We start from the raw sequence: 16,802 nt of genomic DNA on the forward strand, positions 1-16,802 counted from the left end.
TTTATTTGCCTTTCGCTTTCGCTTCAGTTACCTCAATCAAATCCCCGTCGGCCAGACGGCGGCGGTAATAGGCCGTTAGAGGCAACAATTGGCCTTCCGCGTCCACATAGCCCATACCGTCTTCCAGCCGAACCAACAGCCCGTCTTTCGGTTTTAAATATTTCTGTTCCATCACTTCAGCTCCACATTTGTTTTTACATCTGGCTGGCTGGTTGATTCGTCACCATCCACCCACTTATGATGCTCGACCGCGCTCTCGTGCGGCTCAATATCAATTTTCACATCCACACCGGAGAGCGTGCTGATAGCCTGCTCAACCTGCGGTGGATACATCGCTTCCGGCACAGCGCCGCCGCCGAAATCCCAATCCAGGCAAGCTTCGTTCAACGGCCCGTAATCCGCCCGCAACAGAAACCAACCGAACGGCGGCTTGCTCTGCGCCGAAAACTGCACCTCGCGCGCCTCGATATGCGGCAGCCCGCCGGTGTTGCGTAGATAAGCGCGTAGCCGGGCATACAAGGCGATTTCTGCTTTCTCGATTACCGCACCCAGTGCCGCCTGCTCTTCCACATCGCCCGGACGTCCCGGCACTTCCAGCTGGCCAGTAACCAGCAGCCGCAGCTTGCTGCGCCAGTCGCCATCGTTCTCAATCCGCTCCAATAGCACCGTGATCACCCCGTTTTGCAGCTCGTCGCGGCGCAATGATTCGTGGTCAATCAGCGAGCCGCGCACGATTACGCCCGGCAGTGCTTCGGCAATCCCGCTTTTCAGGCGGTCGATTTCGGCCTGGAAAATATTCATCCCAACACCTCCCGCACACCGCGCCGTACTTCATCACGGATAATTTGCACCATCCGCGGCGCCGCCTCCTCAAAAGCCGGCTGCCAAAACGGATGGGCCTTAGTGCCGTGCCGTTGGATATGCTTTTGCAGTCTGAAAACCGCCCGCTCCGGCTCCGCCGCCCGACGGGTTCTCAACCAAGCCAGCAGCGGCGCAGGCGCCGGACGGTAACCGGCGCGGGTGCCTTTCTCCAGATGGATAGCGTAATCGGTACCGGGCAGCACTTCCCGCTCCAGCGAGCCGGTTTTCTCAACCGTGATTGCCTGAATCAGCGTGGAAAGTGCGAGGCTGTCGTTTTGCCGAAGCTTCTGCCTGGCCGTCTGCACCATCTGCAGTCCGGCTGCATCCAACCCGCGTTGCAGGTGGCGCTCCATCACTGCCGGCGCTTGCTGCAGTGCGGCCAGCACATGGGCATCGTTAATGCGGTAATGCATCCTCATTACAGCACCCGCCGTTCGAATTCCGCCAACAGTTCCTGATAAAGGTAGGCCGGCGTGCCATTCTTCGGCACACTGCCGATACCTTCGCGCAGCTGGTAGGAAGTAGTGGCATTACGCATGGCCAGATCGCGCATGGCTTCGGCTTGCGCGCGCAGATGCAGCAAATCCAGCAGTTCCGAATCCAGTGTGCAGTCGGTATCGGTTAATACATGGTCGGCACAATATTCGAGCTCGCAGCGGTTGCCTAATATCTGAATTTGCCGGGCACTCGGTGCCGGTTGTGCCTGCAGCAACCGTCCTTGGGCGCCGGGTAGTACCCGCCATTCCGGCAGCCTCCCCGGGTAGTCGTCCGCCCAGATTGCAGCGCGGGTCTTGTAACTGCGCCCCCACCAGCAGGCAAACACCGAGTTCAGGTCTTCAGGACAGGGATACAACGCCTGCCACGCCGCCAACTCCAACACCTCCACCTTGTGCAACGGCCGCACCGCATTCAATGCAGCCAGCGCGGTACGCAGCAGGCGGGGATAATCCTCGTCCTTAAACATACGCTTGCTGTCCAGCATGGAGCTGGTCAGCCGTTCCGCGGCGGCGGTGAGTGTAGTCATTCGGCAACCTGTTCTTGTTCGGTATCTTGTTCGGGATGCTCACTCTCTTTTTCAGCATCCTGCTTAGGCGTCTCTTCAACGCCCGGCGGCTGGTTGGGCTGCTGCAAACCACCGTCCTGCTGCTGGCTCGATTCATCCAGCAGGCGTGCCGCAATCGCGCCCAACACGCCTTTGCGCTGGCCACCGGTTTGTTCCAAATCGCCGAGACGGGTCAGATCCTCGATGCTTAAGCCGGGTATAGCATCCACCACCTGCGCCACATTGCCTTTCAACAGTTCCACCAAAGGGTCGGCAGGCTGCGAGGGTGGGGCGGGGTCGGCTTCCGGTTGGGGCAGTAAGGCTGCGTCCACCAGGCGGGTATGCCCCGGCGGGATCATTACCGCACCCACAAAAACAGCGTGCGGCTGGTCGTTGTAATAGGGAAGTTGTTTCATGCTTCATCCTTATACCCGCCCCGGTATGGGGCGGGCCTTGGGTTTTAAATCGCGTCGCGGCTGGTTTTGCTGTATACCACCACCGAAATGCTGCGGTGGCGTACCGGCTTCGGCGTGTGGATGGCGTTGTACTCTTCGCCATAGGCCACTTTCTTGCCCAGCGGCTGGCCTTGCGCATTGGTGATCTCGAACAGATCGCCGGTGCTGAACGGCTTGGCTACCGTGTAGCTGGTATTACCGCGCACGCCCATGATGATGCGGCCGTCGCCCATATCAGTATGCGGCGCATTGGTCGAGTAGGCGGGGATGTCCTTAATTTTCATCAGGTCGCCGCCGCCGGTGGTATCAGAGCCGTTGCGTTTCAGACTCACTACAAACTGCTCGGCATTGCTGATGGTGTCGTTCAACACCGGGCTCATCAGCAGGTAGTCCACGTGCTCGTAACGCTGGCCGCTCATGCTTGCCTTGGCCGCACCCACTTCGCGCAGCAGGCCGTTCAGGTGTTTCTCCAGTGTGTTACCACTGGCCACATCCAAGTTGAACAGCACGATGTTGGTGGCTTGGCTGTAGGAGATTTTCACGCCGGTAGCGCCTGCCTTAGGTGCACCCAGTTGGTTCACCAGCTGGAAAATACCCTGGTTCAAATCCACGATGCGGAAGTAGTCGCCGGCAGGTTGGGCATTGGTGCCGTCGTAGGCTTTAACCACGGTGGCACCGATCTTGATGGTGATCGGATTTTCCGCCTCGCCCACGGCTGCGCCCTGCAAAGTCAGGTTTTGATGCGGGCGCACCACCGGGAATTTCGCGGTTTTGAAAATGCCGCTGGTGGCGTTCGGGGTAACCGTCTCGTCGGTAATCGCAACCGCGGCGTAGCTGTCGCTGGCACGCTGGATTTCGTTGATCAGGCGGCGAGCAACCAGCTCGCGCAGGATGCGGGCGTTGGTTTCGATGTTGCGCCCCAATGCGTCCCAGTTGATAACGGATGCGCGGGTGAAATGCACCACCTCGTTGGTTACCGACAGCGCCAGTTTCATCTGGTTGATGTAGGCCAAATCCATTTTCTGGCTCACACCGGCAAACGGAATCGGCTGGCCTTCAAACACCATGCCGTCGTTGTACACCGGCGCTAAATCGCGCTCTTCATAAGGAATCTGAGTGGTCTGATTGGCGCTGAAGTCGGTCAGCGTCTGCACCAGCTGCAGCACGTTCAGGTCATGCAGCGCCTGGCGGATCACTTCGCGCTGCACACCGTAGGGCAGTTGGCTGCGGTTCATATCCATTTCGCCGCCGGACAGCAGCTTGCGCTCGGCGTGCAGTTCGCGGGCAAAGATGCGGTCGAACTCGGACAGCACCTTCTTGGCAAACGGGCTGTCTTGGTCAGTAAAATTCAGGCTGCCTGAAAGCGTGGATTGCTTCAGCCTGTCCTGGTAAATCTGGCTCAGCTGTTTCGCGCCTTCGTCCGGTACAGTAATGTGCGGCGAACCGGCCACGCTGTAACCCATCGCCGCCAGCGAAGAAGCGGCGGCCATGCGGTTGCCCATATTGATTTGGTGCTGCGCCAGCTGTTTCACCTGTGCTTCGGTGGCATGGTCGGACAGCAGCGCTTTGGCGCCTTCGGCCAATTCTTTTTTCAGCTCGTCAGACAAGCCTTCGGCCTTGCCGATTTCTTCCGCCAGCAGTTTTTCGTTGGCTTCGCGTGCCTGTGCCTGCTGCGCTTTAGCCTGCTCAGCTTCCGCCAGCTTTTTCGCCACCAGCGCCTCCAGTTCGTCTTCACTCAAGGTTTTCGCCGGAGCGGCGGCCTGTGCCTGAGCAGCAGTCGGAGCGGCGGGAGTGGCAGCCGCGGCCGGGGCGGCTGCTTTCTTTCCCTCGTCTTCGGCGGCAGCCAGGGTTTTCGCCATGCCTTCCAGTTCGGCAATCACTGCAGCGGCCTTTTCTTCGCCGGTGTTTTCGTCCACCGCCGCTTCAGCCAGTTTTTTCACTTGTGCCTGCACTTTGGCGGAATAGCCGGATTCGGCCAGTTTTTTCAAAAATTCTTTCAATTTATCCATGTTCGCTCTCGCTTTTTTCATCAAATCGTCGGCCAGCTCGGCCAGAATCAGGGTATCGCCGCCGGATTCGCACGACAGCGTGATCGGATCTAGGCGCTTAATGACGGGCCGTACCGTCAATCCAGCACCCAGTAAAGTCGGGCCGTGAAACGCACCACCCTCGTTGTCTTGCCAGTTATCCGCAAATTCGGCGGAAAGATAGGTGAAACCACGCTCCCGCACCGCCTTCAGGCCGTAATCAGTCCATTCGGCCAATGCCCGCAGGCGAGTACCTTCCACCCTCAACTTTAGGATTTTGGCGGCAGCACCGTCGCCCGGTTTATGATTCACATCGATGTAAATCTCCTGCCCCACCACCTGCTCGTCGAAGTTCTTCACCATGCTCAACAGCATCGGCGAAGTAATTTCAAAGGGCCCGTAGCGCGGGTCGGTGAACGAGCCGGTGCGGGTAATCGTGACCCATGAGGTCTGCTTGCCAGACAGCGGCGGCGTGGCTGCTGCCGACAACACACGGCGGCATCTCGGTTTCTCTTCGGATAAGCGGTAAATTCGCGGTTTCATTGAAACTCCCTCTGACAATAATGGCAGGTTAGGCGGTTTGCGCATGACAAAACAGGGGTATTTTTGGCAAAAGAAAAGCGCCCAAAAGGGCGCCAAAAGAAGATGCCGGAATAACCGGAATTAGGAGATTTTAAACTGTACCTACCAGGGCTAAGGCTTCCTGCTCACTCAGGTTGTGTACGTCAAGATTGGCTTGTATATAGCACTCGTCCCACCAGTAACCGGATTCGCTGTAGTCCCACTGCCGGGTATGCCGATTGAAGAAGGCGCATTCGTAAACATTGCCATCTTCATCTTCATCACCACGAATAATGATGTCTGGGTTGCCGTCTACTTTCCAATATTGATGTTTCATCGTATCCCTGCTTTCGTTTGAATCGTACTGATGCCGGGCGGGGTCGGGATTTGCCTGCTTAATTCTACCATCTGACGCTGCAATTCGGCACGTCTTTCCGTACTGGTGGAGATTTCCCGCGCCTCTTCGTAGAGTTTGTGCAACTCGTTATTTTTCAAATTGAAGCTCTGCTCGGTATGGAATTGCAGCTCGAATACCTGTCCATTTTTGATGATGGTCGTATTGATGCCTTTATACACTGCATTTTTACGCCAAGTATTCGACACCTTGTTGGTTTGGTAACCGCTGGCTGCCAGTTGCTCCTGCAACTGCCAATACTGGCTGACAAAACTCTCACTGTCCAACAACACCGTATATCTCAACACATCTGTGATATTAGCAGCAGCACGGGCCGGTGTTACATCACGTCGCCATGTTTTGCTTTCAATCTTGCGAATTAGGGATTCGCGGCCTTTGAAACGGTAATCCAACCCAGCCATACGTGCTTGCACGGCGGCAGCCATCCGTTGTAAGTCGCCCGTTATCACCGGCTCAATGGCGGCGGCCCGTTCCAACAACCCATCTGCTTCCGCAGCGATCTCGGTTTGTACTTTTTCCACCGTAGGGTTCAGGCTGCCGATTTCGTCCCGATACACCGCTTCGGTGTAACTGAAGGTATTCGGATGTGCCGGCCACGGGCACTCGTCAACCGGATACACGCCCTGACCCAGCCCGTATAAATCTGCTGCCGCATGCTCGTCGCAAATATCCACCCGCGGATGGCGCGGTGAAAGCATGAATCGCAGCCCAACCACATTCTCGTCCGCCCGCGCCAGCTGCTTGTAGCGCTCGCCGTGCGCGCGGTTGATTTCGGTGCGCAGCACGCGACGGAATTTCATGGCCGCATTGCCCGGATTGGCCAGCAATCCAGCTTCTAGGCGCCTAGCCACCGCACCCGCTCCGGCCTCATCCAGCACCTGCTTCAATTCCGGTGTGATATTCAGGGTGCGCTGCAGGGCGTGTTCGGCATCCCAGCCGCGCTGCACTGCCACATCCACAACACTTTTCAGGTCGCGTGCGGCACCGGCATGGATACGCCACAGTCGCGCCGACAAGTTCAGCCCGTCCTTCTGCGGCGTATCCAGCAGGTGCCGCACCAGTAGCCGTTCTGCTTCCGGCTCACGCCGGCGGCCGCGCCAGCCCAATGCTGCTGCTGCCGCTGCGGCCAGCATGCCATCGTGCAGCAGTCTATTCTGTACCTGTTCCAGCTGCTTCAGCTCGCTATCCAGCAGGCGGTGGATTTCCGCCAATTCGGCAATGCCAATATGCTCGTAATCGGCCACCTGCTGCCGGATGCGTTTGCCGGCGGCGCGGTAGGCTGCCCGGCTGGACTGCTCCATCGCCGCCACCAGTGTCCAGGTTTCGGCTAAATCAGGACGCGAATGCGGTGCGCGCGGAATATCATCCATGATTACCCACGCTCGTCATACTCTCTCCCTTCGGTGCGTTGCCCGGCGTTACCTTCACGCTCGGCACATGCGCATCCTCTGGATAAGGGTCGTAGTTCTTTTCATCGTTCTCACGCCGCTGTTCCACATCGGCCGGGTTGTAGCCCAGCTCCTCCCAAATCATCGACTGCGGCAACTGCAGTGCTTTCAGTTTCAGTGCCCGGTCGGTGGTCTGGTTCAGTGTTTCGGTGCGCCGTTCGGCAAATGACACCCTGAAATTTTCCGCATCGGCCGGGATGCCCTGCAGCAGCAAGTGCAGGCGGAAGCCCTGCTGGTACACCATCGCCAGCACGTCCTGTATCTGATCCACTTCGTCGTAGTAGTCGCGCTTCAAGTCTTCCAAGATGTCGCGCGCAAGCCCGTCGGTATAGCCAACCAGCCCTTTCGGCAAGGGGCTGCCTGAAAAAAAGCTGTCCAGCAAATACACCACATCGGCGATTTCACCCATTGTGGCGTCGCCTTGTACCGCCTGCACCCCGCCCTTTTTGTTGCTGTAGAAGTCGGTGGTGATCTGGTCTTTGTTCGCCTCGGTATGCTGGCGGTATTCTTCCAAATCCTCCGCGCTCGCCCCTTCCAATACATGCGACAGGCGCATCGGGCTGCGGTGGTGGCGGCGGATTACTAAGTCGGTGTCCGTCAGCCGCAGTTTGCGCCAAATCTCGCGGCTGGCATCCAAAAACGGCCGACCGAGAGAAGAGAGGTCATCAAAGTTATCTGGGTCTTGCCGCGCCAGTGTCAGCTGCCACAGCCCGAACACTGCTATGTCTTGACCACGTTGGAAATCGTATTGCGCATAAGCTGCCGACACATCCTTGAAGCGGCCGTCGTTGCCCACTATTGGACGGATGGTTTCCGCCGGCATACGCACCGCCGCCACCACCTGCCCTTTATTATCCAGCACCCACTGCATCGGCAGGTTACCTTCCATCACCAGCCCGCGCGCATCCGATTTTAGTTTCTGCGCATTGTTCAGTTGCAGACGGCGTACGAATTCGCGCCATGCCTGCTGTACCCGCGCGCTCGGGTCGGCCTGCAGCAGCACCAATCCGCCACGGGTCACGTCGCGCGCCACCCGGTTATGGATGCGTTTTACCCGCCCGTCTTCGCGATCCATACGCCGGATATCCAGCACCACCGCGCGGTAGTCGTAGTCAATAGTTTCCCAGCTGTATTCCAACCGCTGCTGCCGCTCCGGCGTTGGACGCATCCCGATTTCGCTGGTTATGCCGTGCGCTTCCTCACCGGTCAGCATGGCATCGGATTGGCTACGCCCGAAACGGCGCAGCAGCCTATTGATGATCCCCATTTTCGATTCGCTCCACTTTAACGATTGACCGCCAACCTTCGATCAGTCCCGCCTCATATAACCGGCGAATCATGTCGTCGTCCTCTCCGAAGGCGGCAATCCATTCCGCCCGCTTACGGGCCACTTCGATTTTTTCCTGCTCGGAAAGAGGGCGGGGTGGTGGTCGGTTCAGTTTCATAATTGCCCCAGTAGTTGCTCTTGGCTGATGCGCCGCGTCAGCACCACGCCCGGCTGGTAATTCTCAATACCGGCGGTAACCATTGCATATACCGCCGCACAGGCCGCATCAAACAAGTCGTCGCCGATTTTCGGGTTCGCCATCTTGTAGGTGTTGTAGGCAGCGTTTTTCGCCGGCGCCGATTTCACATTACCCAGTTGTCTGATAAACAGTGCAAAATCGCTGCTGTCGGCACCGATTTCATCCAATCGGCTCGGCCCCCAACTGGTATTTGCCGCATTTTTTGTCCGTAGTGCGTCACTACCGTCGTCCACATACGGGATGGCGGCCTGCCCGTTATGAAAGGCGGTGCGCAGTAAGCTGGCCATATTGTGCTTGGTCATACCCTCGAAACGGATCGGGGCAAATGGCCAGTGCATCCATGTCGAAGCAGTCGATTGCCCATCACCGATACTGCGTCGGTCGATATCGGTCAGACCGCGAGCAAACAGCATATCGTTCAGGTTGGTCAGCATACCTAAGCCATAGGCGTCGCCCATCGCGTAATCCGGGCGGAAATACTCCCAAAAGCCGAACAGGTCACGCTGCACCACCGCATCATCAGTACCCGCCGGCCACGTTTTCACAAACGGGAAGGTAGCGAAATTCCCCACCTGCTCGCACACCACCAAGGCAGACTTGGAAGCATGTGCGCTCTCGCCGTGGCCGGAATGGTCATAACCGAAACTGAGCAAACCTTTTTTGCGGTAGCGGCCGCCGGGCAACGGGCAGGCTGCCTGCAAACCAGCCGACAAGCCCACCGCCATCGCGCGGCGAATGTATTTTTCCCAAATATGGTTCTGCGCCGAAGCGTTGATGCACAAGAACTGCCGAATCCACTCTGAATCCGGTAACTGTTCCTTCATCTCATCCACAAACGCCTGATTCAAGATCCCCAGTTCGATACCGAGATACACGTCTACCGGCGGCAATACATGGTAGCCACCGGTATCAATCAACTGGGTCAGCACGTCCGCCCCTTTATACACGCCGGTGATACGGATCTGCGGGTCGAAACTCACCGAGCTGTCCACCCCAAGGCGTCGAGCCGAACCCAGCATCGGTAGGAAGCGGGAAAATAGCCGGTCGGCCGGCATGTCGTCGATTTCTTCCAGCGAACCGATACTCAGGCCGTCACCGTCAATTTGGCTCATGATGCCGTAGCAGACGGCCTTGCTGCCGTTGTGGAACTGGTAACGGGTATCGGCAATCTGTCGCCGCCCGGATTTATAGCCGATCCAACCACTTAAAATCGGGCTGCGTCGGATGGCATCGATGTGATACATCAGGTTGGTTTGGCTCTGCTGTAAGCGTGGCGCCACAATCCCTTCTTCTTGGAAAGGGGTAGTAGCCAAATATTCCAGGCAGTACATTTCTTTCACTGCAGTTTTACCGGTGCGGCGGCAGGAAAAATCCACCGTATTGCGGTGGTCGTCCATCTCCTGCATCTTCAACACCTGCATCGGGTCGAGATCGACGTTGTGCACATGCTTGTGCCACAGGGCATGCGGCTTGATGCCGGTAACCGGGTCGGGGCGGGCATAGCGCATGATTTCCCGTTCGGCACTATGTTGTATTTGGATGCGTTGGGCGGCGGTCGTCATGCAGCCTCCTCCTGTGGAGCCAACTGCGCCAAATAGGCCGCCCATTCCTCATAGCAGTCGCGGCATATGTCCAAATAATGCAGCTGCTCGTATTCCTCCAGTTTGGCACCGCAGTCGGCGCAGTATTCCGACGGCAGCATCAATCCACCTTTAACCCGAAAAAACATACATAAAATACCGCGGCGAATACCAACCAACCGCAATGCGGTACCCGTTCTTTCGCCGACAGATAGGCTACATACACGATTGCCACCTTACTCCCCAAAAACAGGGCACTGATTGCAAACTCTTTCATGATTTATCCCCGTTCTGCTGCCGGTATTCAACCAATACCGGGTCTTGCTGCTTGCGTGCGTTAGCGCGTTGCGCCAGCACTGCCAAGTTCTCCAGCGCTTTGGCACTGCGCTCGGAGAATTCCAAAAGCGACTGCTGGGTGGCGGCATCCTGTTTCAGGTGGCCTAATGCCTGCTCTTCCTGCTCGATGACTTTCGGTGTCATACCCATATCGGCCAGCGACAGACCGTTTTTGCTCAAGAAATCCTGCAGGCTTCGAATCAGTGGATGGGCGTGGACTTCGTAAATCACCTTCATCTCGCCGCTGGCCCGGTCGAGGTATTCGCCGATCACTACATTGCCTTCCTGATCCACCTTCCATGCCGGTGCGCGCAAAACCACCCCGTCCGCCACAATCGTCTGCAGTATCTGCTGGACGATGGCGGTGATGGCCGCCTGCATATCGGCATAAATCTCGGTCAAATACCGCGGGTCGCGCTGCTCGAACGCGGCGTGGTGCAGCATAAACAGCTGCGTCTGCTTTACGCAGGCCGGCTGGCTGCGGCAGTATTCGCGATCCACGGTGCAGGTGCGGCAGGCCGGGTAGCCGTCCGGCTTGGCCGGGAAATAGGTGGCGGTGCGGGCATTCATGCCGTGCTTGAGCGCATTGAAGCGGGTCCTTCGCGTTTCCTCCGGCGTCGGGTGGCCTTCCAGATTCTTACGCACCGCCGCCTTGCCTTCCGGCGTCTTCGGACCGGTGGCATTCGCCCAACCCTTCATTAGGTTGCGGTGCCAGGCCGCCTGGGCGCAGGTCTCCCCGCATTTCGGGCAGGCTGCCTGATAGGCAAACGGGTGCCACTCGCATTCAGGCGCATCCTGCACCGTTTGCGGGGCACACTCAAAAGTGTGCTTGCAGGCGGTGCAGCGGAAAACAACGGTGTCGAGGGATTGGGAAGAATGGTCGGTCATACGGGTATTAAACGACCAAAGACAAGAACAAAACAGGGGTATTTTTGGCACAGGATAGGCAGTAAAATTTGCCCTGAACAGGAAAGGGAAGTATGAAACGAGCAATTATCTACGTGCGGGTCAGCACTGCCCGCCAAGCCGATGAGGGCATTTCCATCGATGCCCAAACCGACCAATGTAAAAAGAAAGCCAAAGAGCTTGGCGCCAGCGTGTTGCAGATATTCCGCGATGAAGGCGTCACCGGCACTTCAGCCATGAAGCGCCAGGCATTTCAGCGCGCCATCCATTACTGCGCGGTAAACGATGTGGACTATTTCATTGTGTGGTCTACTTCGCGATTTGCCCGCAATAAGCTGGATGCCGCCAGTTACAAACTGCTGCTGCGCGAAAGTGGCACCCGCCTAGTGTATGCCTCAATGAATATCGATAGCGATACCGACGAAGGCTGGTTCACCGATTCGATTATGGAGATTATGGATGAGCAGGTGTCGCGCCAAATCAGCCGAGACACCCGCCGCGCCATGCTGAAAAACGCGGAAGAAGGCTGGTTCAACGGCGGCCGTGCACCGTTCGGCTATCAAATTATGACTCAAAATAAACGCCGTAAACTGGTGCCGAACGATGCCGAAAAAACTCTAGTACAGGAAGCCTTCCGCCGCTTTGCCGCCGGAGAAAGCGCATTGGCAATTGCCCGTAGTTTTGCCAGCCGCGGCTATACCCGGCGCGGAGCGGAATGGCAGGCAGCCAGCCTGTCACATATGCTGAAGAACCGTGTCTATCTCGGACAAACTGTGTATAACAAAACCAGTAACCGTAAAACCAATCCGCCAGAAGACTGGGTAATACGCCAAACCCACGAGCCGCTGATCTCGGAAGAGGAATTTGAAAACGCTCAGCGGCGTTTCCAGCCTCGTCATGTGGCGGCAGGCAGCCCTTCTAGCAGCTTCCTGTTTACTGGATTATTGCGATGCGGTCGATGTGGCAAGGCGATGGTTATTGAGACTGCGACCAGCAAAACTAAGCGCCGCTACAATTACTACAATTGCAGTGGAGCCCGCAAAGGCTGCGACTGCATCATGCGGCGTATCCCTGCCGAAAAGATAGATGACTACCTGCTCAATATCGTTATCGACAAATTGCTTACTCAAGATGTAGTCAGTGATTTCATCGGCAAAGCTTATCAAAAGTATGCTGAAAAACGTGCCGGGGATGCCCAGCAGCGTAAACTGCTGCAAAGCGAACTGACCGAACTGCGCCGCCGCCGCAATGCTCTATTTGAATTGGTCGAATCTGGGCTGACTGGTTCAGACAGCCGCTCCCTGCTTGAGCGACTGGCCGGCTATGATGAACGGGAGCAAATCCTGCTCGTCGAACTTGATAAGCTAGATTCTGCACCAAGTGTTGAGAAAATTCCTGAAATTGATATTGATAGCGCCCTAACCACACTAAAAAATATCATTTTAAACACAAGAAATGCAAAAAAGCTCCGCATTCTATTGCAGAGCTTTATCCAAAAAATCGATGTCAATCCTACCGATGTAGTTATTCACTACCACCCAGAACGGGTTATTCATGATTCCACTGGGGTTCATAGTACGAAAGGTTGGCACGCCCACGGGGATTCGAACCCCGGTTGCCGCCGTGAAAGGGCAGTGTCCTAGGCCTCTAGACGATGGGCGCATTCGCATGAGAGGCGCGCATTATACTGATGCGCGCCAGGCTGTCAAGCGGTGCCGGGGATTGCTTGGCGGCCGGGGATTGAGCTTCGTTGAAGCCCACGTTTTTAGCTTCGCAGAAACTCAGCTTTACTTCGCAAAATATCGTTTTAGCGAAATTTGCTTCACTCATTTTCAGGTAGCCTGTTGCGCCAGCGGGGCTGCATGGGCAGTTTGGGAGAAACGGCAAACGGGCGGGATTGGCGGTATAATGCCGCGCTTTGAAACAAACGGAAGCAGCAAGCAAAATGTGGTTTAAACAAGTCAGCTTTTACCCCCTGAGCAAAGACAAACTGCCGGATGTGGAAACCTTATCCGCCAAGCTGGAGGAGGCCGCGTTTGCGCCGCCGCAGGGCTTGGATTGGTTTGGCGAGGGCTTTGCGCCGCCGCAGGCTTTTTCGCCGGAATGGGTATTCCCCGCCGATTTCACGTGGGGCGTGGCGCTGAAAAAATCGGAAAAGGTGCTGCCGGCCGGCGTGATCCGCGAGATTTTGGAAGAGAAAGTGGCCGAAATCCAGGAAGCGGAGGCGCGCACGGTGGGGCGCAAGGAAAAGCAGGAGCTGAAAGAGCAGATTACCGACGACCTGCTGCCCCGCGCCTTTACCCGCAGCAGCAAAACCGAAGCCGTGTGCGACACGCGCAGCGGCTTTTTGCTGGTGAACCAGGCATCGGCCGCCCGTGCGGAAAACCTGCTGGCCAAGCTGCGTGAGGCTTTGGGCGGCTTGGAGGCCAAGCTGCCGAACACCAAACAATCGCCCTCTTCGCTGATGACCGAATGGCTGCTGCAAGGTGCCTGCGGCGGCGGCTTCGAGCTGGATGATATGTGCGAACTCAAGGGCGCGGGCGATGCGGCGCCCACGGTGCGCGTGTCGAAGCAGGATTTGACCGCCGAAGAAGTGGTGCAGCATGTGAAAAACGGCAAAACGGTTACCCAGCTCGGGCTGGTGTGGCGCGAGCAGATTGCCTTTGTGCTCACTCAGGATTTCACGCTCAAGCGCATTCAGTATCTGGACGTGCTGCAGGAGGAGGCGGAAAGCCACGGCGACGATGCGGCGAGCCTGGCCTTCGCTTCGCAGGTGCTGATGGCCGAGGGCTTGTCGGCGCTGCTGCACGAGCTGGTGGCGCTGCTGGGCGGCTGGCAGGATTGAGTTTTCAGGTAGCCTGCTGCGCCAAAAGGCTACCTGAAAAATATCAGCCAAAAGGAAGGCATAATGACACAACAAGAATACGCGGAATATCTGTTCAAGCTCTTAGGCGAAGAGCCGCAACCTCCCGACCAATATGGCGGCTGGGAAGATTTCTTCTACGGCCTGTTCCAAAGCTTCATGCCCGGCGGCGAAGGCGTGGCTGCCGTGTTCGAACCGCTGGAACGCGGGCAGGAACTGCTGGCGCGTATTCTGCCTGTGTATCAAAGCACTTTCGAGCGCAACTCGGCAATCCTCGAAAGCGGTTATGCCCCCGGCTATTTCTGCCCGCCCGCGCAAAGTGAGGCCGAAGCGCAAAAAACCGGCGAGAAGCTGTTGGCCGGACTGCAAGAATTTGCCCGCTTTGCCGAAGACGAAGAATTGCTTGCCGCCCTCGCCGCCGTTAAAGAAATACGCTTCGGCAAGCCCGATGACGAATACAACGAAACGGCAGAGCTGCTTGGCGAAGCGTTTGACGAATGGCGGATTGGCAACACCGACCACGACAGCCCCGCACAAGTGCTGGCCGAAGCCTATTATTCGGTAAACTGCGACTACTATCTCGCCGCCTACCTGCAATACCCGCTATTCCGCAGCAAACCCGAGAGCGATTTCCTGCGCCCCTATTTTGATTTGTGGCAGCAGGGCTACGGCTTTGCCTTAGACAAAGACAGCCTGTATCTCACCCAATAAACATCAGTAAAGGCTACCTGAAAACCAACCGGCAATTTTTAGCTGCGCAGAAACTCGCGAAGCTCGTTTTCAGGTAGCCTCCAAGCAAAACCCCCAACATAGGACAACACCATGAGCATCAAATCCGACCGCTGGATCCGCCGCATGGCCAAAGAACACGGCATGATCGAGCCCTTCGAACCCAATCAAATCAAAGAGCAAGACGGCCGCCGCATCATCTCCTACGGCACATCGAGCTACGGCTACGACATCCGCTGCGCCAACGAATTCAAAATTTTCACCAACATCAACAGCACCATCGTCGACCCGAAAAACTTCGACCCGAAAAACTTCGTTACCGTGGAAGACGACTGCTGCATCATCCCCCCCAACTCCTTCGCCCTGGCGCGCACCGTGGAATACTTCCGTATCCCGCGCAACGTGCTCACCGTGTGCCTGGGCAAATCCACCTACGCCCGCTGCGGCATCATCGTGAACGTCACCCCCTTCGAGCCCGAGTGGGAAGGCTACGTTACCCTCGAATTTTCCAACACCACCCCGCTGCCCGCCAAAATCTACGCCGGCGAAGGCGTGGCGCAGGTGCTCTTTTTCGAGAGCGACGAAGTGTGCGAAACCTCCTACAAAGACCGCAAAGGCAAATACATGGGGCAAACCGGCGTAACCCTGCCCAAGGCGTGAAAGGCATCAGCCGCCGCCATGATAAAGGCTACCTGAAAATCGAAAACCGGTTTTCAGGTAGCCTTTTAAGGTATCGGAATCTGGCGGTTTAAGCCGCAAACGGATGCCGCAACACGATGGTTTCCACGCGGTCGGGGCCGGTGGAAACGATGGCTATGGGGGCGCCGCACACTTCTTCGATGCGTTTCAGGTAGCCTTTGGCGTTGGCCGGCAAGGCGTCGAAGCTTTGCACGCCGAAGGTGGATTCGCTCCAGCCGGGCAGGGTTTCGTAGATGGGGGTGCAGCCGGCCACGGCATCGCTGCCGAAGGGCAGGATGTCGGTGGTGCTGCCGTTTGGCAGGGTGTAGCCGGTGCAGATTTTGATTTCGGGAATGCCGTCCATCACGTCGAGCTTGGTAATGCACAGGCCGCTGATGCCGTTGATTTGGATGGTGCGTTTGAGCGCGGCGGCGTCAAACCAGCCGCAGCGGCGGGCGCGGCCGGTAACCGAGCCGAATTCGTTGCCGCGCTCGGCCAGGCCGGCACCGGTGTCGTCGAACAGCTCAGTGGGGAAGGGGCCGGAGCCGACGCGGGTGGTGTAGGCCTTGACGATGCCGAGCACGTAATCCAGCGCCTGCGGCGGCACGCCTGCGCCGGCGGAGGCGGCGCCTGAGAGGCAGTTGGACGAGGTAACGAAGGGATAGGTGCCGTAGTCGATATCGAGCAGGCTGCCTTGCGCGCCTTCAAACAGCAGGCGCTCGCCGCGCTGGAGGGTGTCGTAGAGCTTGCGCGACACGTCGGCGAGCATGGGCAGGATGCGCTCTTTGAAGCTGTTGATTTTGGCCATCACGTCGCTGAACTGTACGGGCTGGGCGCCGTGCAGGTGCTGGAGCTGCACGTTGTAAAACTCGAGGTTGGCGCGCAGTTTGGCTTCGAGGGCGGCGGGGTCGGCCAAATCGCCGAGGCGGATGGCGCGGCGGGCAACCTTGTCTTCATAGGCCGGGCCGATGCCGCGGCCGGTGGTGCCGATTTTGCCGGCGCCTTTGGAGGCTTCGCGGGCGTGGTCGAGCGCCACGTGGTAGGGCAGGATCATGGGGCAGGTGGGGGCGATGTGCAGGCGTTGTGCCACGTTGGGCACGCCGCCGGCGGCGAGCTCGTCGATTTCGCCCAAGAGGGCTTCGGGGGAAACCACCACGCCGGAGCCGATGTAGCAGTGCAGGTTTTCATGCAGGATGCCGCTGGGGATGAGGCGCAGCACGGTTTTTTTGCCGTTCACCACCAGGGTGTGCCCGGCGTTGTGCCCGCCTTGGAAACGCACCACGCCGGCGCATTCTTCGGCCAGCCAGTCTACGATTTTGCCTTTGCCTTCGTCGCCCCACTGCGCGCCGATGACCACGATGTTTTTTGCCATGAT

The 16,802-nt window shown here is 57.6% G+C and carries 17 protein-coding genes, 1 tRNA gene and 1 pseudogene; 4 read left to right on the forward strand and 15 right to left on the reverse strand.

Translation table 11 applies throughout. From position 1 onward, the window contains the following. Position 1: 1 nt before the first annotated feature. The 12 genes from H9Q10_RS01685 to H9Q10_RS01740 all read right to left on the reverse strand — a co-directional run bounded on the left by H9Q10_RS01685 (position 2) and on the right by H9Q10_RS01740 (position 11,139). Positions 2-172, reverse strand: coding sequence for a DUF2635 domain-containing protein (locus tag H9Q10_RS01685; protein WP_081253509.1), 171 nt, complete (start codon positions 170-172; stop codon positions 2-4). Further along, positions 172-801, reverse strand: a complete 630-nt coding sequence (locus H9Q10_RS01690; RefSeq protein ID WP_197902291.1) for a hypothetical protein — start codon at positions 799-801, stop codon at positions 172-174. Before H9Q10_RS01690 ends, H9Q10_RS01685 begins: the two co-directional genes overlap by 1 nt. Next, entirely contained in the window at positions 798-1,280 is a 483-nt protein-coding gene (locus H9Q10_RS01695; protein ID WP_153716690.1) for a hypothetical protein, read from the reverse strand. Before H9Q10_RS01695 ends, H9Q10_RS01690 begins: the two co-directional genes overlap by 4 nt. Further along, complete coding sequence (locus tag H9Q10_RS01700; RefSeq protein ID WP_197902292.1) at positions 1,280-1,885, reverse strand: hypothetical protein; 606 nt, start codon at positions 1,883-1,885, stop codon at positions 1,280-1,282. Before H9Q10_RS01700 ends, H9Q10_RS01695 begins: the two co-directional genes overlap by 1 nt. Continuing rightward, complete coding sequence (locus H9Q10_RS01705) at positions 1,882-2,319, reverse strand: hypothetical protein (RefSeq protein WP_197902293.1); 438 nt, start codon at positions 2,317-2,319, stop codon at positions 1,882-1,884. Before H9Q10_RS01705 ends, H9Q10_RS01700 begins: the two co-directional genes overlap by 4 nt. A gap of 44 nt (positions 2,320-2,363) precedes the next feature. Then, positions 2,364-4,928: a hypothetical protein gene (locus H9Q10_RS01710; RefSeq protein ID WP_197902294.1), complete on the reverse strand. Its 2,565-nt coding sequence runs from the start codon at positions 4,926-4,928 to the stop codon at positions 2,364-2,366. 130 nt (positions 4,929-5,058) lie between these two features. Further along, on the reverse strand, positions 5,059-5,283 hold the full coding sequence (locus H9Q10_RS01715) for a hypothetical protein (RefSeq protein ID WP_064084032.1): 225 nt from the start codon (positions 5,281-5,283) through the stop codon (positions 5,059-5,061). Continuing rightward, positions 5,280-6,731, reverse strand: a complete 1,452-nt coding sequence (locus tag H9Q10_RS01720) for a hypothetical protein (protein WP_197902295.1) — start codon at positions 6,729-6,731, stop codon at positions 5,280-5,282. Before H9Q10_RS01720 ends, H9Q10_RS01715 begins: the two co-directional genes overlap by 4 nt. Continuing rightward, a complete protein-coding gene (locus H9Q10_RS01725) occupies positions 6,724-8,076 on the reverse strand; it encodes a hypothetical protein (protein WP_197902296.1) in 1,353 nt (450 codons plus the stop codon). Before H9Q10_RS01725 ends, H9Q10_RS01720 begins: the two co-directional genes overlap by 8 nt. A 174-nt stretch (positions 8,077-8,250) precedes the next feature. Next, a complete protein-coding gene (locus H9Q10_RS01730; RefSeq protein ID WP_238480109.1) occupies positions 8,251-9,897 on the reverse strand; it encodes a hypothetical protein in 1,647 nt (548 codons plus the stop codon). Further along, positions 9,894-10,037, reverse strand: coding sequence for a hypothetical protein (locus tag H9Q10_RS01735; RefSeq protein WP_197902297.1), 144 nt, complete (start codon positions 10,035-10,037; stop codon positions 9,894-9,896). Before H9Q10_RS01735 ends, H9Q10_RS01730 begins: the two co-directional genes overlap by 4 nt. A gap of 151 nt (positions 10,038-10,188) precedes the next feature. Beyond that, positions 10,189-11,139 carry an FmdB family zinc ribbon protein gene (locus tag H9Q10_RS01740; protein WP_197902298.1) on the reverse strand — a complete coding sequence of 317 codons (951 nt, stop codon included), beginning with the start codon at positions 11,137-11,139 and terminating at the stop codon, positions 10,189-10,191. A 92-nt stretch (positions 11,140-11,231) separates the two neighbouring features. On the opposite strand from H9Q10_RS01740, the pseudogene H9Q10_RS12315 reads away from it, so the two are divergent. Further along, a pseudogene (locus H9Q10_RS12315) lies at positions 11,232-12,200 on the forward strand (recombinase family protein); the annotation flags it as partial. On the opposite strand, the gene H9Q10_RS12060 reads toward H9Q10_RS12315, so the two are convergent. Together H9Q10_RS12060 and H9Q10_RS01755 are read right to left on the reverse strand one after the other, a co-directional pair. After that, positions 12,099-12,374, reverse strand: coding sequence for a hypothetical protein (locus tag H9Q10_RS12060; RefSeq protein WP_035573875.1), 276 nt, complete (start codon positions 12,372-12,374; stop codon positions 12,099-12,101). The pseudogene H9Q10_RS12315 and the gene H9Q10_RS12060 sit on opposite strands and share 102 nt — an antisense overlap. 369 nt (positions 12,375-12,743) lie before the next feature. After that, positions 12,744-12,819, reverse strand: a tRNA-Glu gene (locus tag H9Q10_RS01755). Positions 12,820-13,102: 283 nt separating this feature from the next. Between H9Q10_RS01755 and H9Q10_RS01760 the strand changes: the two genes are divergently transcribed. The 3 genes from H9Q10_RS01760 (at position 13,103) to dcd (ending at position 15,409) form a co-directional block, all read left to right on the forward strand. Beyond that, positions 13,103-14,002: a recombination-associated protein RdgC gene (locus H9Q10_RS01760; protein ID WP_197902300.1), complete on the forward strand. Its 900-nt coding sequence runs from the start codon at positions 13,103-13,105 to the stop codon at positions 14,000-14,002. 63 nt (positions 14,003-14,065) lie between these two features. Next, positions 14,066-14,731, forward strand: a complete 666-nt coding sequence (locus H9Q10_RS01765; protein WP_197902301.1) for a hypothetical protein — start codon at positions 14,066-14,068, stop codon at positions 14,729-14,731. A gap of 111 nt (positions 14,732-14,842) precedes the next feature. After that, a complete protein-coding gene (gene dcd, locus H9Q10_RS01770) occupies positions 14,843-15,409 on the forward strand; it encodes a dCTP deaminase (protein WP_197902302.1) in 567 nt (188 codons plus the stop codon). A gap of 88 nt (positions 15,410-15,497) precedes the next feature. On the opposite strand, the gene H9Q10_RS01775 is transcribed toward dcd, so the two are convergent. After that, positions 15,498-16,799, reverse strand: a complete 1,302-nt coding sequence (locus tag H9Q10_RS01775; RefSeq protein WP_197902303.1) for an adenylosuccinate synthase — start codon at positions 16,797-16,799, stop codon at positions 15,498-15,500. Between the last annotated feature and the right edge of the window lie 3 nt (positions 16,800-16,802).

The sequence above is a fragment of the Eikenella glucosivorans genome (assembly GCF_016025525.2).
Lineage (GTDB): Bacteria > Pseudomonadota > Gammaproteobacteria > Burkholderiales > Neisseriaceae > Eikenella > Eikenella glucosivorans.

Bases quoted from the DNA above. Each gene is read 5' to 3' on its own strand.
- H9Q10_RS01685 (WP_081253509.1), bottom strand. From the start codon at position 172: ATGGAACAGAAATATTTAAAACCGAAAGACGGGCTGTTGGTTCGGCTG.
- H9Q10_RS01690 (WP_197902291.1), bottom strand. From the start codon at position 801: ATGAATATTTTCCAGGCCGAAATCGACCGCCTGAAAAGCGGGATTGCC.
- H9Q10_RS01695 (WP_153716690.1), bottom strand. From the start codon at position 1,280: ATGAGGATGCATTACCGCATTAACGATGCCCATGTGCTGGCCGCACTG.
- H9Q10_RS01700 (WP_197902292.1), bottom strand. From the start codon at position 1,885: ATGACTACACTCACCGCCGCCGCGGAACGGCTGACCAGCTCCATGCTG.
- H9Q10_RS01705 (WP_197902293.1), bottom strand. From the start codon at position 2,319: ATGAAACAACTTCCCTATTACAACGACCAGCCGCACGCTGTTTTTGTG.
- H9Q10_RS01710 (WP_197902294.1), bottom strand. From the start codon at position 4,928: ATGAAACCGCGAATTTACCGCTTATCCGAAGAGAAACCGAGATGCCGC.
- H9Q10_RS01715 (WP_064084032.1), bottom strand. From the start codon at position 5,283: ATGAAACATCAATATTGGAAAGTAGACGGCAACCCAGACATCATTATT.
- H9Q10_RS01720 (WP_197902295.1), bottom strand. From the start codon at position 6,731: ATGGATGATATTCCGCGCGCACCGCATTCGCGTCCTGATTTAGCCGAA.
- H9Q10_RS01725 (WP_197902296.1), bottom strand. From the start codon at position 8,076: ATGGGGATCATCAATAGGCTGCTGCGCCGTTTCGGGCGTAGCCAATCC.
- H9Q10_RS01730 (WP_238480109.1), bottom strand. From the start codon at position 9,897: ATGACGACCGCCGCCCAACGCATCCAAATACAACATAGTGCCGAACGG.
- H9Q10_RS01735 (WP_197902297.1), bottom strand. From the start codon at position 10,037: ATGCTGCCGTCGGAATACTGCGCCGACTGCGGTGCCAAACTGGAGGAA.
- H9Q10_RS01740 (WP_197902298.1), bottom strand. From the start codon at position 11,139: ATGACCGACCATTCTTCCCAATCCCTCGACACCGTTGTTTTCCGCTGC.
- H9Q10_RS01760 (WP_197902300.1), top strand. From the start codon at position 13,103: ATGTGGTTTAAACAAGTCAGCTTTTACCCCCTGAGCAAAGACAAACTG.
- H9Q10_RS01765 (WP_197902301.1), top strand. From the start codon at position 14,066: ATGACACAACAAGAATACGCGGAATATCTGTTCAAGCTCTTAGGCGAA.
- dcd (WP_197902302.1), top strand. From the start codon at position 14,843: ATGAGCATCAAATCCGACCGCTGGATCCGCCGCATGGCCAAAGAACAC.
- H9Q10_RS01775 (WP_197902303.1), bottom strand. From the start codon at position 16,799: ATGGCAAAAAACATCGTGGTCATCGGCGCGCAGTGGGGCGACGAAGGC.